16 protein-coding genes are annotated in these 16,304 nt (G+C 39.3%); 12 read left to right on the plus strand and 4 right to left on the minus strand.

From position 1 onward, the window contains the following. Positions 1-220 precede the first annotated feature (220 nt). Positions 221-1,282: a DUF3900 domain-containing protein gene (locus AAEO50_RS18165; protein ID WP_341985742.1), complete on the minus strand. Its 1,062-nt coding sequence runs from the start codon at positions 1,280-1,282 to the stop codon at positions 221-223. 156 nt (positions 1,283-1,438) lie between these two features. Between AAEO50_RS18165 and AAEO50_RS18170 the strand changes: the two genes are divergently transcribed. The 7 genes from AAEO50_RS18170 to AAEO50_RS18200 all read left to right on the plus strand — a co-directional run bounded on the left by AAEO50_RS18170 (position 1,439) and on the right by AAEO50_RS18200 (position 6,598). Continuing rightward, on the plus strand, positions 1,439-2,419 hold the full coding sequence (locus AAEO50_RS18170; protein WP_425383225.1) for a cation diffusion facilitator family transporter: 981 nt from the start codon (positions 1,439-1,441) through the stop codon (positions 2,417-2,419). 121 nt (positions 2,420-2,540) lie between these two features. Then, positions 2,541-3,170 carry a CoA pyrophosphatase gene (locus AAEO50_RS18175; RefSeq protein ID WP_341985744.1) on the plus strand — a complete coding sequence of 210 codons (630 nt, stop codon included), beginning with the start codon at positions 2,541-2,543 and terminating at the stop codon, positions 3,168-3,170. A gap of 551 nt (positions 3,171-3,721) precedes the next feature. Next, positions 3,722-4,564, plus strand: coding sequence for an STAS domain-containing protein (locus tag AAEO50_RS18180; protein WP_341985745.1), 843 nt, complete (start codon positions 3,722-3,724; stop codon positions 4,562-4,564). 124 nt (positions 4,565-4,688) lie between these two features. After that, positions 4,689-5,132 carry a hypothetical protein gene (locus AAEO50_RS18185; RefSeq protein ID WP_341985746.1) on the plus strand — a complete coding sequence of 148 codons (444 nt, stop codon included), beginning with the start codon at positions 4,689-4,691 and terminating at the stop codon, positions 5,130-5,132. A 178-nt stretch (positions 5,133-5,310) separates the two neighbouring features. Then, positions 5,311-5,862 (plus strand): DinB family protein, encoded by a 552-nt coding sequence (locus AAEO50_RS18190; protein WP_341985748.1) that lies wholly within the window; start codon positions 5,311-5,313, stop codon positions 5,860-5,862. A 182-nt stretch (positions 5,863-6,044) separates the two neighbouring features. Further along, entirely contained in the window at positions 6,045-6,242 is a 198-nt protein-coding gene (cspD, locus tag AAEO50_RS18195) for a cold-shock protein CspD (RefSeq protein WP_032088076.1), read from the plus strand. A gap of 125 nt (positions 6,243-6,367) precedes the next feature. Further along, on the plus strand, positions 6,368-6,598 hold the full coding sequence (locus AAEO50_RS18200; protein ID WP_341985749.1) for a hypothetical protein: 231 nt from the start codon (positions 6,368-6,370) through the stop codon (positions 6,596-6,598). A gap of 141 nt (positions 6,599-6,739) precedes the next feature. Here the strand turns inward: AAEO50_RS18200 and AAEO50_RS18205 are convergent, their stop codons facing one another. Then, entirely contained in the window at positions 6,740-6,880 is a 141-nt protein-coding gene (locus AAEO50_RS18205; protein WP_341985750.1) for a hypothetical protein, read from the minus strand. Between the two features lie 506 nt (positions 6,881-7,386). Continuing rightward, positions 7,387-8,565: an endonuclease gene (locus tag AAEO50_RS18210; protein ID WP_425383227.1), complete on the minus strand. Its 1,179-nt coding sequence runs from the start codon at positions 8,563-8,565 to the stop codon at positions 7,387-7,389. A gap of 289 nt (positions 8,566-8,854) precedes the next feature. On the opposite strand from AAEO50_RS18210, the gene AAEO50_RS18215 reads away from it, so the two are divergent. Continuing rightward, complete coding sequence (locus AAEO50_RS18215) at positions 8,855-10,345, plus strand: glycine betaine uptake BCCT transporter (protein WP_425383226.1); 1,491 nt, start codon at positions 8,855-8,857, stop codon at positions 10,343-10,345. Positions 10,346-10,455: 110 nt separating this feature from the next. Here AAEO50_RS18215 and AAEO50_RS18220 read toward each other — a convergent pair whose 3' ends face one another. Beyond that, entirely contained in the window at positions 10,456-11,559 is a 1,104-nt protein-coding gene (locus AAEO50_RS18220; protein ID WP_341985752.1) for an AI-2E family transporter, read from the minus strand. Positions 11,560-11,725: 166 nt separating this feature from the next. Between AAEO50_RS18220 and AAEO50_RS18225 the strand changes: the two genes are divergently transcribed. The 4 genes from AAEO50_RS18225 (at position 11,726) to AAEO50_RS18240 (ending at position 16,299) form a co-directional block, all read left to right on the plus strand. Continuing rightward, complete coding sequence (locus AAEO50_RS18225; RefSeq protein WP_341985753.1) at positions 11,726-12,499, plus strand: DNA polymerase beta superfamily protein; 774 nt, start codon at positions 11,726-11,728, stop codon at positions 12,497-12,499. An 86-nt stretch (positions 12,500-12,585) separates the two neighbouring features. Further along, positions 12,586-14,103, plus strand: a complete 1,518-nt coding sequence (locus AAEO50_RS18230) for a spore germination protein (protein ID WP_341985754.1) — start codon at positions 12,586-12,588, stop codon at positions 14,101-14,103. Continuing rightward, the gene (locus tag AAEO50_RS18235; RefSeq protein WP_341985755.1) at positions 14,087-15,196 is read left to right on the plus strand and encodes a GerAB/ArcD/ProY family transporter; all 1,110 of its coding nucleotides are present in this window, start codon (positions 14,087-14,089) and stop codon (positions 15,194-15,196) included. Before AAEO50_RS18230 ends, AAEO50_RS18235 begins: the two co-directional genes overlap by 17 nt. Further along, on the plus strand, positions 15,193-16,299 hold the full coding sequence (locus AAEO50_RS18240; RefSeq protein WP_341985756.1) for a Ger(x)C family spore germination protein: 1,107 nt from the start codon (positions 15,193-15,195) through the stop codon (positions 16,297-16,299). Before AAEO50_RS18235 ends, AAEO50_RS18240 begins: the two co-directional genes overlap by 4 nt. Positions 16,300-16,304: the final 5 nt, after the last annotated feature.

A 16,304-nucleotide genomic window follows, 5' to 3' on the forward strand; every position in this document is an offset into this window, starting at 1 on the left:
AGCCCGTGAGCCTCCTCGGCTTTGCCTGCGGGGTCTCACATAAGCTACTCTTCCCGCAGGAGTCTTCGTCTTGCACTCCAATCAACCGCTGGAAAAATCTAAAAAATACCCAAACACTTGAACAAATCAAGAAAACGCGAACTAATTTGAATCCTGGAATTCAAAATGATAGTTCGCGTTCTAATAAGACTAAAACACTTTTGTTTCAAGCTCTTTTTAACTATACTTTTGTTTCAATCCGCTGGATCACTTCATGCAGGTCATCTGGTTTTAAAAACTCAAGCGGGGAAAATCCTTTTTCAAACATCACTGACTCGCTTTCGATCATTAGTATATACTTGCCGTTCACTTTTGCTAAATGAATGCTGTCACCAAAATCGGAGAGAAGCGCTTTAACCGAAACATGATCAAGCTTGACTTTCAGTTCAACATCTGGGGACTGCTCGACGATTTGAGAAGCAGCCTCGACAACCTGATCAGTGGAGAAACGTTCCTGAAGTTCCCGTTTCGGACTGATCGCCCATTCCTCCATTGCCTGTTCGAACTCCACACGCTCATCGCTTTCTTCATTATATGTTTCTTCTATATGCTCTTTTACCATACCGTATACTTGAGACTTCACAATTTCAGGCATTGATTTTTCATATTCAACCCATTTAAGGAAGTCTTCAAAGTAGCGTGCATGTGAAGCTTGATGAATCTTCAACTCAGCTGAATCCATCATACCTTCTTCAGGCATGAAAGGATATTGAATGGATTTCATATTTTTGGTGGTGATGGCCATTTCCACATTATGAATCAGGGTGGATGCATCTGTAATTCTCGCCACCTTTGGTTCAAAGTCGCATTTCATAATGAAAACAAATGGATCGTCAAAGAATTTTGTCAGTTTTGCAGTCGCCACTAATAAAGCTCCACCCCGAATTGCACTCGTTTCGATATACATTTGAACAATTTGGTCACAAGCTTCCCTGAATGTTTCCTTATCTTCAGCAAATCTCGTTTTATGAAATAAATTGTAGTTTGGATTGGAAGTTAATTCGTGGCCGGGTTCTACAATAAACCGTCCGATTTTGGTTGGGGCTGAGTCCGACTTGGCATGACGATCAACTTTCCTTTTTACAATCTTCGTTAATTCCCCATCCAGAAAAGTTTTCAGATGGCTTTCCTCATATTGCTCAGAAGACAATGTTTGAAAGTGTTTAAAATGTTTATCTGCTTCATCGCCTTTTCCATCTACTTGTATCAAATAAAAAGAAAGGTGTTGAATCGTAAAATCCATTTTTGTGCTCCATTTCTTTGTGGATGATTTTCTCTTAGAGAATTCCTTGTATTTTTTCAGTATAAGAAAGCAAAAATGGTTCGTCAATTCACTAATGAAACTTATTCGTTGGAGAGATACTAAACTTTATTAAAAAGAACTTCGGGGGTGATTTTTTTGAGTAAGCAATCGATATGGGAATTAGTGAAAAAAGGGAATAAATCCTCTTTATACGCCATGATTGGGAATACTGTACTTGCGATAGCTAAAGGATTTGCTTACATAGTCAGCGGAAGCGGGGCTATGTTTGCCTCTGCCATGCATTCATTGGCTGACTCTGTAAATCAAGGGTTTGTGTTCGTTGGGAGTGTCCTGTCTGAAAAAGAACCCACACAGAAATTCCCGACAGGTTTCGGCCGCGTCATCAATCTATTCTGCATGATCGCCGTGATCGTTGTATCCATCATGGCTTATGAAACAATCAAAGAAGGCATTCACCTGCTTAATCATCCGGCAGAGGTAAAGGGGATTCTGCTCAATTTATCCATTTTACTGTTGAATATCATTATAGATGGAGCGATTCTGGTAAAGGTGATGAAAGAAATCGGGGAAGAAGCAAGGGATATCAGAAAGGGAATGGGAATAATCCCCGGTGCGATCCAAAATGTAAAAAAGGCTTCTCCGCCTACCAGACTCGTTTTTTATGAAGATGTCGTAGCTGTAACAGGAGCTGTCTTGGCTCTTATAGCGGTAATTGTATCTTATTTTTCAACGTTTCAGCTTCTGGATGGAATAGTGACGATCATCATCGGGTTCCTGATGGTCGGTGTAGCCTTCAAAGTGGGGTATGACAATATGGTTGGACTGATTGGAGTGGCTGCTCCAAAGGACGTTGAAGATAAGGTAGCCGCCATGATTCTTGAACACGCCATGGTAATGGATATTTTCAAGATGAGAATTATCCAAGAAGGAAGATACTATCATGTAGAAGCATATCTAGAGCTAAAAAAGGGGCTGCAACTATCAGAAGCGGACGACATAAAATTCGCAATTCAGAAAAAGTTGACTGCTGATCCGGACATAGCCGATGTCACACTGGGAATCATCGAAGACGATGGTATTCAAGGATGGGGAAGAAACGATATCACTGAGTTTTAAAGATGAAAAACCGGCAGCCGAATGATTGTCGGTTTTTTTGCTGGATAAACAACAACCTTTTCATTTGGTGCGTTTCAATATTCATATTATAATGAAGAAATAGCTGAATGGGGGTGGAGACATGAAAGGCGACGATATCATTCAATCTATAAAGGGACGAACCCCAAAAGTCATGGGCAGTGAAAACTTTAAAGAGTATGCAATTCTAGTGCCTTTAATAGAAGTAAATGATGAAACACATATTTTGTTTGAGGTAAGGTCTTTCAACATGCGGAGACAACCTGGAGAAATTTGTTTTCCGGGTGGTAGAATCGATAACACAGACAAGGATGCGGAATCAGCAGCAATGCGTGAAACCTCTGAAGAATTGGGGATATCACAAAATTTGATTTCAGATATTCATCCCTTGGATTACCTTGTCTCTCCCTTTGGCACGATTATTTACCCTTTTGCAGGAAAATTGAATGCCGGATTAAAAGACTTGAACCCTAATGGGGCAGAAGTGGAAGAAGTGTTCACTTCACCTTTAAAGGATCTCAAAGAGAAGGAACCGGAGTTATATGACATTAAATTTTCAGTAGAGCCCGAAGAAAATTTCCCTTATAAAAGCATTCCCGGAGGGGAGAATTATGATTGGCAGGCAAGGAATCTGAAAGAACACTTTTATTATTATGAGGACAAAGTGATTTGGGGATTAACCGCTAAAATACTTCATCACTTCATAGAAATCATTTCAAACAAGAAAATGTAATTTCTTTTCTACAAATTACAAATATAATGGACAGAATCATCTCATTTTCACTTTCTTCTGCAAAGAGATTTGTCGGAGGAAGTATTTTTATTTGCCTTGCTGTCGGTATTTGTTTGGTTTGCATTCGTTTAAATAGAGGTAAACACTAAACAAATAAAGGAAAAATCAGGAGGGGAAATTATGATCATTCGTGCAAAATCATGGAGAATGCTAAGTGTTCAAGAAAAAATGTTCATTTTAAAAGCCGTTTGTAATAAAACGATTCATTCTAATAAGATGGCGGTGAAATGATCATACTCATAAACAGTACCCACAATATGGAGAGGGGATTTTATTGTTTTCCATAAGGTTAGTATCTCCTATTAAAATTCTCTCTCATCATACAGATTTAATTGAAAACTATCACCTTAATTAATCCCCATACACTTCAACCCTAAAATATTTTATATCCTCAAAGGCCGTTAATTTTTTTGTCTAAATAATTCTTTATTAAAGTAACTAATTTTATCCTGTGATAAAATAGAAGGAGATGAATTTGACGGAGGAAACCAATGATCAAACATATAAAAAATATTGGACAAGCAATCATTGAGAAAAAATATGAAATAGCCAAAGAGGTCCATGAGAAAAGGTTCAGTGAGATACCGGTTGAGGAAAGAAAGAAGATTTTAGCAATCGAAAAAGAAATTCTGGAAATACGTGCACATTTTATAGCTATTTTTGGAAAGGCACTTGCCGATTTTGAGAACAAGGAACATTACTATGATGTGTTGTCTCAATGGGGAAAAGATACAGGAGAACAAATTTACAATATGGGAGTCCCTTTAGATGAGGCACTGAAAGATACGAACCATTATAGGGGGGCAATTTGGAAAGAGATTAAACAGCAGGCTTATCAACATGACATGTCATTGGACACAGTGTTTGAAGCGCAGGAAATATTAGATCCACTTCTTGATCAAGCGGTATATTCATTCAGCTTAAGGTACGTGACATTCCATAAAGAAACACTTGATAACGCCAATAGTGCTTTTATGGAATTGTCTGTTCCAGTCGTGCCGCTTATTACTGGAGTTGCTGTACTTCCGCTTATCGGAAACATCGATACCCAAAGAGCACAACTTATCATGGAGGAAGCACTTCTACAGGCAAATAAGTTAAAGCTGAATAAATTGTTCATAGATCTTTCAGGGGTCGCCATTGTGGATACGATGGTTGCGGATCGGATCTTCATGGTCATATCTGCATTAAAACTCCTTGGTGTCCATACCATCCTCACAGGTATACGACCTGAAATTGCCCAAACCATCACACAAATTGGCATCAATTTCAGTCACGTAGAAATCAAGGCAAATCTTCAACAAGCGATTGAGGAAATGAAAACTCTCGTGTAAAGAATGATTAAAACGATGGTATCATTAAACGGTAGTGATGCCATTGTTTTTGTTGTGTATTTATTTTCTTTCACAGGGATGTTAAATTGTAGTAGCTTAAACACACCACGCAGGGGGAATACAATTGAAGAGAACCTTTACTATCATCGCAATCCTCATTGTCACTATCTTAACTGGCTGTAATCGAAATGCGGCTGAGATGGTGACCGAAGGAAAAGTAATTATCAACAAAGATGAACGTACAATCACCTTTCATGGAGTACTTACGGATCGAACATTGGAAGCCGATACATCTTTCCAAACACGTTTCTTCTTGCAGGGAAGTACGATAAGGAATGCTGTAGGGACAGATTTAGTTTATACGGAAAAAGAATTGAAGAGTGATTCAAATTTGAAACAATCTGAAGAGTATGAAGTGCAGGCCACGCTTGAAATGAAACAGCCTGAGAAATTTGACGAGTTAATCAAAGTGATTAAGGATAAAGAAGAGAAAGCTGTCACGATAGAAGTCATTAACGAAAAAGGGCTTATAGATGAACAAGTCATACATAAAGTGGATGAAAAGTAGAGTCATGAAGGCTCTACTCTTTTTATCTTGATTGATTTTCGCTGCAAGGGTCGTTTTAATCATACACGTCACTTTTATTATTTGATTTTTCTGAATTAACTCCAAGACTGAAAGAGAGGAAGGAAATGGATAACTTTTATCTAATAATAGAAAAGGGGATTAGAAAGGGGAAATGGAAATGGAACAGGAAACTATTTTTTTGATTAAGGAAAAAAACGGTCTGAAAAAGGATTTCTCACTCCTGGTATCGATGATGGACTATGCGAGATTAACAACATTGCAGGAAGTCGAAGATCTTACTATGGAAGAATTGGATTACAGGGCGTACGACGGAGCGAATTCAATCGGTATGCTTCTGGCACATTTCGATGCAGTAGAAAAAATTTATCAGGCACTTACCTTTAATGACTTAAGTGATGAAGAGTTGGATCGATATGCGGATTCGCTGGAACCTGCACTGAGCTTGGGGAAACCGGGGGAAGTGATTAAAGGGAAGGAAGTCGGTGAGTATCTCGACAGATTAAAGGAGACAAGAAACAAAACGATAAGCCATTTCAAAGGTTTTCCTGAATCCTGGCTTTATGAAGAAACTGATTGGTGGTATGGCAAGAAAGGAAATAACTTCTTTAAATGGTTTCATGTCTTTGAAGATGAAATCAATCATCGCGGGCAGATCCGTATGATTAAAAAAATGCATTTTAAAGAAAGGGAAGTGGGAAAGATCTATTAACTTCCAGTACTTCGACCTATTTTTTTTCCTTTTCTTGAGTTTTGAAGAACAGTCTGATATAGTATAGATAATTATTTTTGTTCGGTTAAATTTACATGATAGAAGAACATTCGTCTTGAAGCTTAATCGAAGCAAGAATATTAATATTTTTATGTGCTACTGCACTAGGAGGTACTTGTTTTATGCTACAAGGTAAAGTTAAATGGTTTAACGCAGAAAAAGGTTTCGGTTTCATCGAAGTTGAAGGTCAAGACGATGTTTTTGTTCACTTCTCTGCTATCCAAGGCGAAGGCTACAAATCACTTGAAGAAGGGCAAGACGTTACATTTGAAATCGTTGAAGGTGCTCGTGGACCACAAGCAGCTAACGTTCAAAAGTAATTAAATAGCAAACTTCAAACAGAGTGCGTTTAATGCGTGCTCTGTTTTTTTGATGTATTACCTCATGAAGTTTACATAATAATATTATCTTTTAATTAACATTCATTAAAGAGAGGTGATTGATTATGTGGAGTTACTTTAAAAAGTTTTTTATCTTTGCAGGTGTATTCGTAGGGACCAGTATTCTTCTAAGTATCATTACAGGGTTGATCCTTACCTATTTCTATACAGACGGAAGCTATACCGGTCATCCGATAATAGGTACAATGATCAATGTCATAGCAGCTGTAATGGCTCTGCTTGTTGCGTACAAACCATTTAATAAAAAAGTGAAACATTCTGGCAGTGTTAAGTAGTTTTTGTCTAATCATTACGTATACTTTGTTGTTTTCTAAAAGATGCGGTATATCGATAATAGATTAATGAAAGAGAAAGAGACCGGGAATACCGGTCTCTTTCTCTTTCATTAAGTATACAGCTTTGAATTATATGTCTGATTACTGATTGTTTTGGTTTTGTTGCTGTTGTTGCTGTTGTTGACGTTGAGCAGCTTTACGAGCTTTCTCAGCAGCGTTTTGCTCTTGAGCAAATTCTGCTTGGTTTTTTTGTTGTTGTGGCTTTTGGTTGTTGTTAGTCATGGTTATCACCTCCGTCCATCCTTACTTTGCCCGGATGAGAGGGAATTATTCAAGAAACTTTCCTTTTATCTTGGTTTTGTTAAATGGAGGCTTTCTGATAATGGGTGGATGTAAGACTAGGCTGGGAAAATGACAGGGGTATTTAACATTCAGAACCTTTATCTATACATTGAATCTTTTAATGATCAGGTAGTGCTTATTATTTATAATAATTATTAAAAGATCATAAATTTGGAAAATGGATCATAAATTTGAGGATTGGATCATAAATGGGAGAAATGGATCGTATATTTTTAGAATGGATCATAAATCTGGAAAATGGAACGTAAATGATTCATCACTTGTTTCACTCTTAATAAAATCCCTTAAAATATCTCCTTCCAGTGCCTCAAACCTAAAAAAGAGCTCCAACTCGCCACAAGTAGACCCGAATTCTCTTAATATGATTTAAAAAGCTGATGCGAAAGAGTCAATCTCTGGCATCAGCTTGATTTTCGTATTTACTATCACCAAATCTCATCCACCCACTCCGGATGGTCTATAAATGGATTTCTGTTCCCTTGATAACGTTCATAAATAATCTCATTTCGCCTTTTTTCAAATAAATCAACTGGATCTTCTTCATGCCACTCCAATAATATCGACAATTTTCCATGAAGAGGTTTTTTGTTGTTTTCAACCTCATTGTTCAGCGCAAGGTCCAGTTCCCCGCTGTCTCCTTCATACCGTACATCCATATAGAAGAGCATACGTGCAACATCTCCTTTGATGGATTCGTTTGGTTCCCAGGAATCCTTGTCATAGAATGTGAGCGGGGCCTCAGGGTGAGGAGATCCTCCATTATCAAAATCCAGGTTGCTTCTTGATGAATTAACGGTAACATCCGTCGGTCGCAGATGATGAAGGTCCGTTCCAGGCCCTCTCGAGGTACCGAAATTTCCGTGCGACTTGGCCCAGACGTGTTCCCGGTTCCAGTCATTTATATTTCCACCATTATGTGTTTTCGGTTCGGACCGCCTTGTGTAGAAGAGTATGACGTGTTTTGAATTATCCGGGTCTTCATCTGTGTTTTTTAATGCTTCCCAAACTGCACTGTAAGAAAGTTCAGTATGATCATCAATAATGTCATGGAGCGTGCGTTTTAAATCCTGCCCTGTTTTCCCTTCAGCCTCCCGGTAGTATTCTTCAAGCTTTGGCGGCGAATCCGGAATCTCAGGGTCTTCAATGGGATCGGATTCACTAACAAGTTTAATTTCTTCAGGGGTTTTCAGACCAGGTTGAGAAAAATAGTTCTTTAATGTACCTGAAATAGATAGTTTCTTTCCAAGCAGGGAAGGGTTGCTTTGCAGTCCGAATGAATGTCTGAATCCCGATGAAACCTGTACGAATAGGATTTGCTTTATATCTGTCTCTCCAGCTGAATCAGCTAAAGCGATGGCATAATCATTCGAATAGTCTTTAGTGAGAATCGTCGTTTCCGATATAGGCTGACCGACTACATAGCCTATTACAGTACCCTGACTTCCATCCTGCATCATCAAGGCTTCACTTACCGATAACTCCACGGGTGTGTTTGGAGAGGAGGTTTGGGAAGTATTTTCAGACTGCGGTTGTTCAGCGCTGCAGCCGGTAAAAAGAAAAGCGATAAGTACCAGTACCGATGTTTTGGAGAATATACGTTCAATCAAAGTGTGTACCTCCTTATATACGTTTTTAATAAGCGTACAATAAGCATGAAAAGTATAGTTAATTTTTTATAGAAATAATTGAAAATGATACGTTCGGCTCATAAACACAGTTGTACGGGGGAGGGGGGTGTTCAATTATCAATATAGTCATGCACCTATTTCCAGCAACGGTCTTCTCGGATTGTTACATTGATTAAACATAATGGGGTTTGGGAATTACTAAGTTTGTGCTTATTTGCTCATCCTATCTGAGAGTGCCAACCAGTGGAAAGAAGGGGGAATTAGTTTGAATAAATTTACACCAATGTTTTGGATATCCATCTCAATTGGAGTCATTTTTGTTTTATGGGGGGTGATCTTCCCGGAAAACCTGATTAATGTGATGACTAATCTGCAGGGGACTCTGCTTGATAAATTCGGATGGTTTTATCAGTTCTCGGCAACATTCTTTTTCGTGATAGCGATATTTTTTGCTTTCAGCAAATATGGGAAAATCAAACTCGGTAAAGAGCATGACAAACCTGAATATTCAACAGCTACCTGGTTTGCCATGTTATTTAGTGCAGGTATGGGAATCGGACTTTTATTCTACGGGGTATCGGAACCTGTCTCGCATTATGCCACCCCTCCATTTGGAGAAGGAAATACGATTGAATCTGCGAAAGTCGGCCTTCGCTACACATTTTTGCATTGGGGATTTCATGCATGGGCGATTTATGCTGTGGTAGCCCTGGCTCTTGCTTATTATAAATTCAGGAAAGATCTGCCGGGGCTAATGAGTGCGACATTGTATCCTGTCATTGGAAACAGAATCCAGGGGCCGATCGGTTATATTGTCGATATCATCGCAGTATTTGCCACGATATTCGGTGTAGCCATCTCACTCGGAATCGGGGCGCAGCAAATCAACAGCGGTTTGAATTATCTTCTTGATATTCCGATCAGCTTTAACGTACAGCTTATCATTATGGGGATTGCCACAGTATTGTTTATTTCCTCTGCAGCATCAGGACTTTCCAAGGGGATTAAATATTTGAGTAATGCCAATATGATCCTGGCGGTTGTCTTATTCTTTAGTTTCTTGTTTTTAGGACCTGCACAATTTGCTCTCGAATTATTTTTGACCACTTTCGGAAGCTACGTACAGAAACTTCCAAGCATGGGGCTCAGGTTTTCTCCTTTTCACGAGGAAAATAATCAATGGGTTAAGGATTGGACGATTTTCTATTGGGCATGGTGGATTTCCTGGACACCTTTTGTAGGAACATTTATCGCGAGGGTATCGAAGGGCAGGACGGTTCGGGAGTTTATTGTGGCTGTTATTATCGTGCCTACGCTGGTTTGTGCACTGTGGTTCGGCGTTTTCGGCGGGACAGGTTTGTATTTTGATGTTGTTCAAGGGGTGGATGTAGCCGGACAGAGTCTTGAAACTGCATTGTTTTATGTATATGACCAAATGCCGCTAAGCGGGCTGTTATCCGTCATTTCTCTCTTCCTTATCATTACATTTTTTGTTACGTCCGCAGATTCAGCAACCTTCGTGCTTGGAATGCAAACATCCAATGGAAGCTTAAATCCTCCGTTCTTTGTTAAATTCAGCTGGGGGATCATTCTGGCAGCAATCGCGGCCATCTTGATGGGAACGGGTGGAATAAGCGGTTTGCAGGCAGCGACCATCATAACGGCTCTTCCGCTTGGAGTGATCCTTTTAGTGATGACCTATGGAATGGTACTTTCATTTCAGAAAGAGGTAAGAGACTCAAAGAAAATTTCGTGATCATATTGTATACTGTAGGCTGTGTTAAGTGGCAGAATAAGAACTTCTGTTACTTTTCGGGAAAATGAAAAAAAAGTTACAACCGTGATAGGTTGTAACTTTTTTGTGCTTTATTCTCGTCTTAGTTCATCAAATCCTGAGCGCCGAAGTTTGATAAATTTGATGAGATTTAAAATAATCGTTTTCGCGACTGCATAGGTAGGGATTGCCAAGATCATTCCGAGTATTCCTGCTAAGTTTCCTGCGACTAGCAATAGAATGATAATCGTTGCCGGATGGGTATCCAGTCTCTTTCCCAGTATCAGAGGAGACAGGACGTTTCCTTCGATTTGCTGTGCGATGGTGATCACTACAATGACAAGTATCGCTTTAGTAGGTGAATCAAATAGAGCAACGATCACAGCCGGAGCGGCACCTAGGAAAGGTCCAAGGTAGGGAATGATGTTCGTAACTGCACCAATCAATGCCATGACAAGGGCGAAAGGAAGACCGATGATCAAGTAGCCAATAAAGGTGAGTGTTCCTACAAATAATGCAACCAGCAATTGTCCTTGAATATAGGCAGCAAGCGTTTCATTTGTATCTTTAACCGTCTTTAACCCTTCTTCCCGATAAGAAGGAGGGAGAAATTTAGAAATCGCCTTTGGAAGCTTATGACCGTCCTTGAACATGAAGAATAACAAGAAAGGAACAGTCACAATCGTGATGGCGATGCTCGTCAGGATACTGAAGAAGCCTTTGATACCCGCTGTAATATTATCGGGAAGGGTATTGGCGAAATCAGCCAGCTGTTTCTCGATATCTTTTATCGAAACATAATCCTGATTCATCATCCACTTAAATTGTTCTGTTTGAGATAAATATCCGATAAAATCCCGGGTTTGTTTTACATATTCGGGTAATTCGTTGATCAAACCCGTCACCTGTCTTGAAATGATCGGTGCGATATTTCCGATTATAAGGGCCAGAAGACCGATGATTAGAGCATAAAGGACAATGATAGCAAGAGTCCTCGGCAGCTTTGCCTTTTCGAGCAAGTTGACTAAAGGGTTCAACAAGAAATAAAGAAAGCCCGAAATGATGATCGGGAAAAACAGTGTTGAAAAAAGGACGCCTATCGGCTCGAATAAAAATGAAATCTTCGTTCCCACATAAATAATTGTTAAAATGATGAGAATCTGCAGACTCCATGAGTAAAATTTTTTTCTATTCAATCGTTTCACCTCTGAATCTGTTTAATAGTGATAGTAGCTATGTAAATATCCAGACTATTCCATATGCCGTATTTATAATGTTTCTATCAAGTATAACAAAATGATGGGATAAACTACTACTAATATCTATTCAAGAAAGGAATAATGCAGCCTTATGGACCGAATAATGCGTATACTTTCAGAAATTGAAAAACAACACGGTGTGAAGATTCTTTATGCCGTGGAGGCAGGCAGCAGAGCCTGGGGATATGAATCAGACCACAGTGACTACGATGTCAGGTTTATATATGTACAGCCTGTACGTCATTATTTGTCTCTTCACCATGAAAAAGATGTTATCGAAATCCAACAAAACGAGGTTGATTTCGTCGGTTGGGATATAAAGAAAGCATTATCGCTCCTTCACAAGTCAAATCCCTCAGCACTGGAATGGTTGACAGAAGAAAACATTTATCTCGAGCACCAGACAGTCGGAAAAATAAGGGATTTGGCGATAAAAGGTTTTTCACCCTTCACAGTAACAAGTCATTATTACCAAATGGCCACGAAGAACATGAGATTTGTTTCCCAGCAGCCTTTTACCGATGTGAAAAAATGGTTGAATGTAATACGGCCGGTCCTCTCGTGCCTGTGGATAGAGAAATTTCAATCTTCTCCTCCGAATAACCTCTCTGCCATGTTAAGTGAATTAGAGCTGAAGGAAGCGTTTAAAGAAGATATTGAAAAAGTCCTGCAGCTAAAAAAGAAAGGAGTCAGCGAGGTTGCTCTAAACACGATTCCATCTTTATTTAAAGAAACCAATGATGAGTTGGTACGAATAGAAGATCATTTAAAGAACTGCCGCAGAAACAAGCAAGGAAACATCAAAGATTTCGAGGAAGTGTTTCACGTCATTCTAGAAGAAATAGGAGGGATGAAGGCCTTATATTCAATCAATTAAGTTTCTTTGTGGTTTGGCTTGGATATGCATAAGAGCCTTTTTCGTGGAGAACCTATTAAGAAACTAGACCAATTGAAGGTGTTAGGATGAGTGGATTTGAAAGGAAGAATAAAAGAAGGGTTAAGCAGCTCATTGATACAGAAAAGGTGTATTCAAAGAACCTTGAAGAGAAGATCGAAGTAATTAAACAAGGTTTATTTAGCACCGATGATTTTAAAACTAGGGAGCTGACCTTCAATGAAAAAGCTCTCATTATCTTGTTCGTTGATTCTGTAATAGATAATAAGAATTTACAATCCTACATTATCAAACCTATCAATGAAAATAGACATGGAGAGCTTGAAAATGTAATAAGTGCCAATTCAATCATTAGCACAAAGAGTATCGACGAAGCTTTGGGTGCAATGGTGGACGGTCATTGTCTGATCATGACAGAAGGGTCGGAACTTATGTACCTTGTGTGCATGCCGAAAATTGATGAGACACTCAATGAACCTATCAATGAAAAAGTGATCAGAGGTTCACATCAGGGATTCAGCGAAAGCATAACGAAGAATATCCACTATATAAGAGAAAGAATATCAAATCCGAAAGTTACGGTAAAATACGCGACTGTAGGTGAAACGACTAAAACGAAATATGCATTGATTTATATATCCAATCTAACTGATCCTGACTTATTAAAAACCATTGAGAATCGCATCAGTTATATTAAAGCGGATTCGATCCAATCACCGGGGTATTTTGAAGAGTATTTGGAAGATGATTCATTTTCACCTTTTCCGCAATTCTTAAACACGGAGAGGCCGGACAGGGTTGCGGCTAATTTAATGGAGGGCAGAGTGGCACTTGTCATGGAAGGAAGTCCGACGGTTCTCATTTTTCCTGTGACATTTTTCAGTTTCCTGCAAACAACAGAGGATTATAATAACCGTTCATTCATCAGTTCCTTTTTTCGGATTGTAAGGTTATTCAGCTTTATCATTGCACTATGTCTGCCTGCTGTTTATATTGCAGTCATCTCCTTTAATTATGAAATCATCCCGGTTGAAATCATATTTTCCATTAAAAGTTCGTTGGAGTATGTTCCTTTTCCTCCCCTGATTGAAGCGATGATTATGCAGCTGACACTTGAATTGCTTCGTGAAGCTTCCATAAGATTACCAAATCCTATTGCACAGACGATCGGTGTAGTCGGAGGTCTCGTCATCGGAACGGCTGTGGTAGAAGCCAACCTTGTATCGAATACAATGGTTATCGTGGTCGCACTAACGGCCATTTCCTCATTTGTCATTCCTTCAAATGAACTGAGTACATCACTAAGGATATTAGGTTTCCCACTCATGCTGATGGCAGCATTCTTTGGAATCTTTGGCATTGTCATCGGCTTGATGCTCATCTTCATTCACCTGTCTAAGCTTAAATCTTTTGGACATCACTACCTTTATCCAATGGCACCTCTCGACATAGGCAGGCTGAAAGACATACTCATCAGGGTGCCGATTTGGACTCTAAAGACCAGACCGGATGATCTGAAGACTCAATACAAATGGAGGGCATCGTCGGCCTCAAGAGGGTGGAAACAAGATGAAAAAACAGATTAAACTTACTTCTATCCAATTAACCTTTTTTATTATTCAAACTCAAATAGGCGTAGGGATACTCGGTCTACCTTTCAACGTGTTCTTAGTATCGAAGAACGATGCTTGGATTTCGGTATTAATTGCTGGAGGAATAGTTCAAGTCATCATCACCATATTATGGCTGCTGGCACGGAGATTTCCTTCAAAATCAATCTTCGAATACTCCAAACTCCTGGCAGGGAATGTCATCGGGGTGGTGATTAATATCGGCTATCTCATTTATGGAGTGCTTGTAACCAGTCTCATAATGATGTTTGCGACTGCCATTATAAAAACCTGGGCTCTGGTCCTGACTCCTGAATGGGTCGTCATGCTGATGCTGCTTCTACCTGGTATCTATTTAGGGAAAGAAAAAGTAATGGAAATCAGCAATGTGTATGTGGTTGTATCCGGCTTGATTTTTTTGTTGATCATCGTTTCGATCGTCGTATTGTTCATCTATCCCGTCGATTGGCGCTATCTGTTTCCGATAGGGGCAACAGGGGGCGTGACAATGCTAAAGGGAGCGAAGGAAGCATACTTTTCAATGCTTGGATTTGAACTGCTGTTAATATTATACCCTTATTTCAAGAACAATGGAGATTGGGCGGTATTAAAATCTGTCAGCTCAGCCAATCTATTTGTCACATTGGTGTACACCTTCTTGACCATTTCAAGCGTGGTGACTTTCAGTCCTGAGGAATTGAAGATCGTCCCTCAGCCGGTCTTATATTATGTTAAATCTCTATACTTGCAAGTTATCGAAAGGGTCGACCTTTTGTTTGCGTCACTTTGGATCGTAAATGTTATCACTTCCTTAACCAGTTACTTGTTTCTGATCACAGAGAACTGCAGTTTGCTATTCAAGAGGGTTAAAAAAATCAAAAGGGTTCACTGCACAGTATTTTGGGGTTTTTCTGCTTATATCATTGCACTATTACCTGAGAAGCCAGAGGAAATGGACATACTTAATACTTGGGTGCTCAATTTTTCTTATGTGTTTGTATTGGCTATTCCGATACTATTTTTGGGAATATCGCTTATCTTTAAGAAAAAGGAAGGTGAAAGTGCATGAACAAAAAACTCCAGGTAGCGGGTATTTTACTTTTATTTCACCTTGCACTGACAGGCTGCTGGGATCAAAGGTTGTTGAAGGATTCAAGGCTTATTTATTCTTCATCATTCGATCTGATAGAAGATGATAGAATTTTCACTACTGCGATTACGCGGGATTTCCATGGGGAGATGGGTGCCAATGTAGAAATAACTGCGGAGGGGAAAACCATAAGAGAAACGAGAATGAACATGGACCGGAAAATAAACGGTAATTTCGAGCCTTCCAAGAACAGGGTTTTCCTACTGGGGGAAGATTTGGTGAAAAAAGATATATACCAATTCCTGGACGTATTCTATCGCGATCCTTCGAGTTCTATTTCTGCAAAAGTAGCGGTCGCTGAAGGACGAGGTTCTGACTTTCTCTCTAAGTTAAGGGAGAAAAATACCTTCATTTCAGAATTTCTCACAGAGATTATTGAAAGTGCAGAAGGGTCATCGGAAGTTGGGGTGCAGAATCTCCAGACCATATGTACAATGATGTTCGATCCAGGAAAAGATTTTATCCTGCCGTTATTTTCTCTAGAGGAAGAAGAAATAGAGCTGGAAGGGAATGCAATCTTCCATAAGCATTCCATGACAGGAAAATTGAGCGTCATGCAGTCGACTTTATTTCTTGTGTTGGCAGGTGAGAAAGGGAAAAGAGCCAGATTCGTTTCAGAGGTGGATAAGGAAAATAAGACACCACTTGACGATTACATTTCCTATAACATAGTAAAACCAAAGACTAATATGAAAATTCTATCCGACTCCCCGGATGATATCAAGGTTGAAATCAGTCTCAAAGCAGGCGTAACCATCAGTGAATATCCTGCTGATAAATTAAAGGATAAGAAGAATGTAAAGAAGCTCAATGAAAAAATTCAAGGAGATTTATTAAAGCGATCCCAAAAGCTGGTGGAAACAATCCAGACAGCCAATGCCGATCTATTTGGAATTGGAAGGGAACTTATAGCTTTCCATCCTAAAACGTGGGAAAAGGTGAATTGGGAAGAAGATTATAAGGAAATCACAATCATACCGAAGATTGAAACCGAGATTGTCGGCAATGGAATCATAAATTAAAGTGT

This window comes from Rossellomorea oryzaecorticis, assembly GCF_038405515.1.
Lineage (GTDB): Bacteria > Bacillota > Bacilli > Bacillales > Bacillaceae_B > Rossellomorea > Rossellomorea oryzaecorticis_A.

Bases quoted from the DNA above. Each gene is read 5' to 3' on its own strand.
- AAEO50_RS18225 (WP_341985753.1), top strand. From the start codon at position 11,726: ATGCGTATACTTTCAGAAATTGAAAAACAACACGGTGTGAAGATTCTT.
- AAEO50_RS18230 (WP_341985754.1), top strand. From the start codon at position 12,586: ATGAGTGGATTTGAAAGGAAGAATAAAAGAAGGGTTAAGCAGCTCATT.
- AAEO50_RS18175 (WP_341985744.1), top strand. From the start codon at position 2,541: ATGAAAGGCGACGATATCATTCAATCTATAAAGGGACGAACCCCAAAA.
- AAEO50_RS18240 (WP_341985756.1), top strand. From the start codon at position 15,193: ATGAACAAAAAACTCCAGGTAGCGGGTATTTTACTTTTATTTCACCTT.
- AAEO50_RS18190 (WP_341985748.1), top strand. From the start codon at position 5,311: ATGGAACAGGAAACTATTTTTTTGATTAAGGAAAAAAACGGTCTGAAA.
- cspD (WP_032088076.1), top strand. From the start codon at position 6,045: ATGCTACAAGGTAAAGTTAAATGGTTTAACGCAGAAAAAGGTTTCGGT.
- AAEO50_RS18200 (WP_341985749.1), top strand. From the start codon at position 6,368: ATGTGGAGTTACTTTAAAAAGTTTTTTATCTTTGCAGGTGTATTCGTA.
- AAEO50_RS18180 (WP_341985745.1), top strand. From the start codon at position 3,722: ATGATCAAACATATAAAAAATATTGGACAAGCAATCATTGAGAAAAAA.
- AAEO50_RS18165 (WP_341985742.1), bottom strand. From the start codon at position 1,282: ATGGATTTTACGATTCAACACCTTTCTTTTTATTTGATACAAGTAGAT.
- AAEO50_RS18235 (WP_341985755.1), top strand. From the start codon at position 14,087: ATGAAAAAACAGATTAAACTTACTTCTATCCAATTAACCTTTTTTATT.
- AAEO50_RS18205 (WP_341985750.1), bottom strand. From the start codon at position 6,880: ATGACTAACAACAACCAAAAGCCACAACAACAAAAAAACCAAGCAGAA.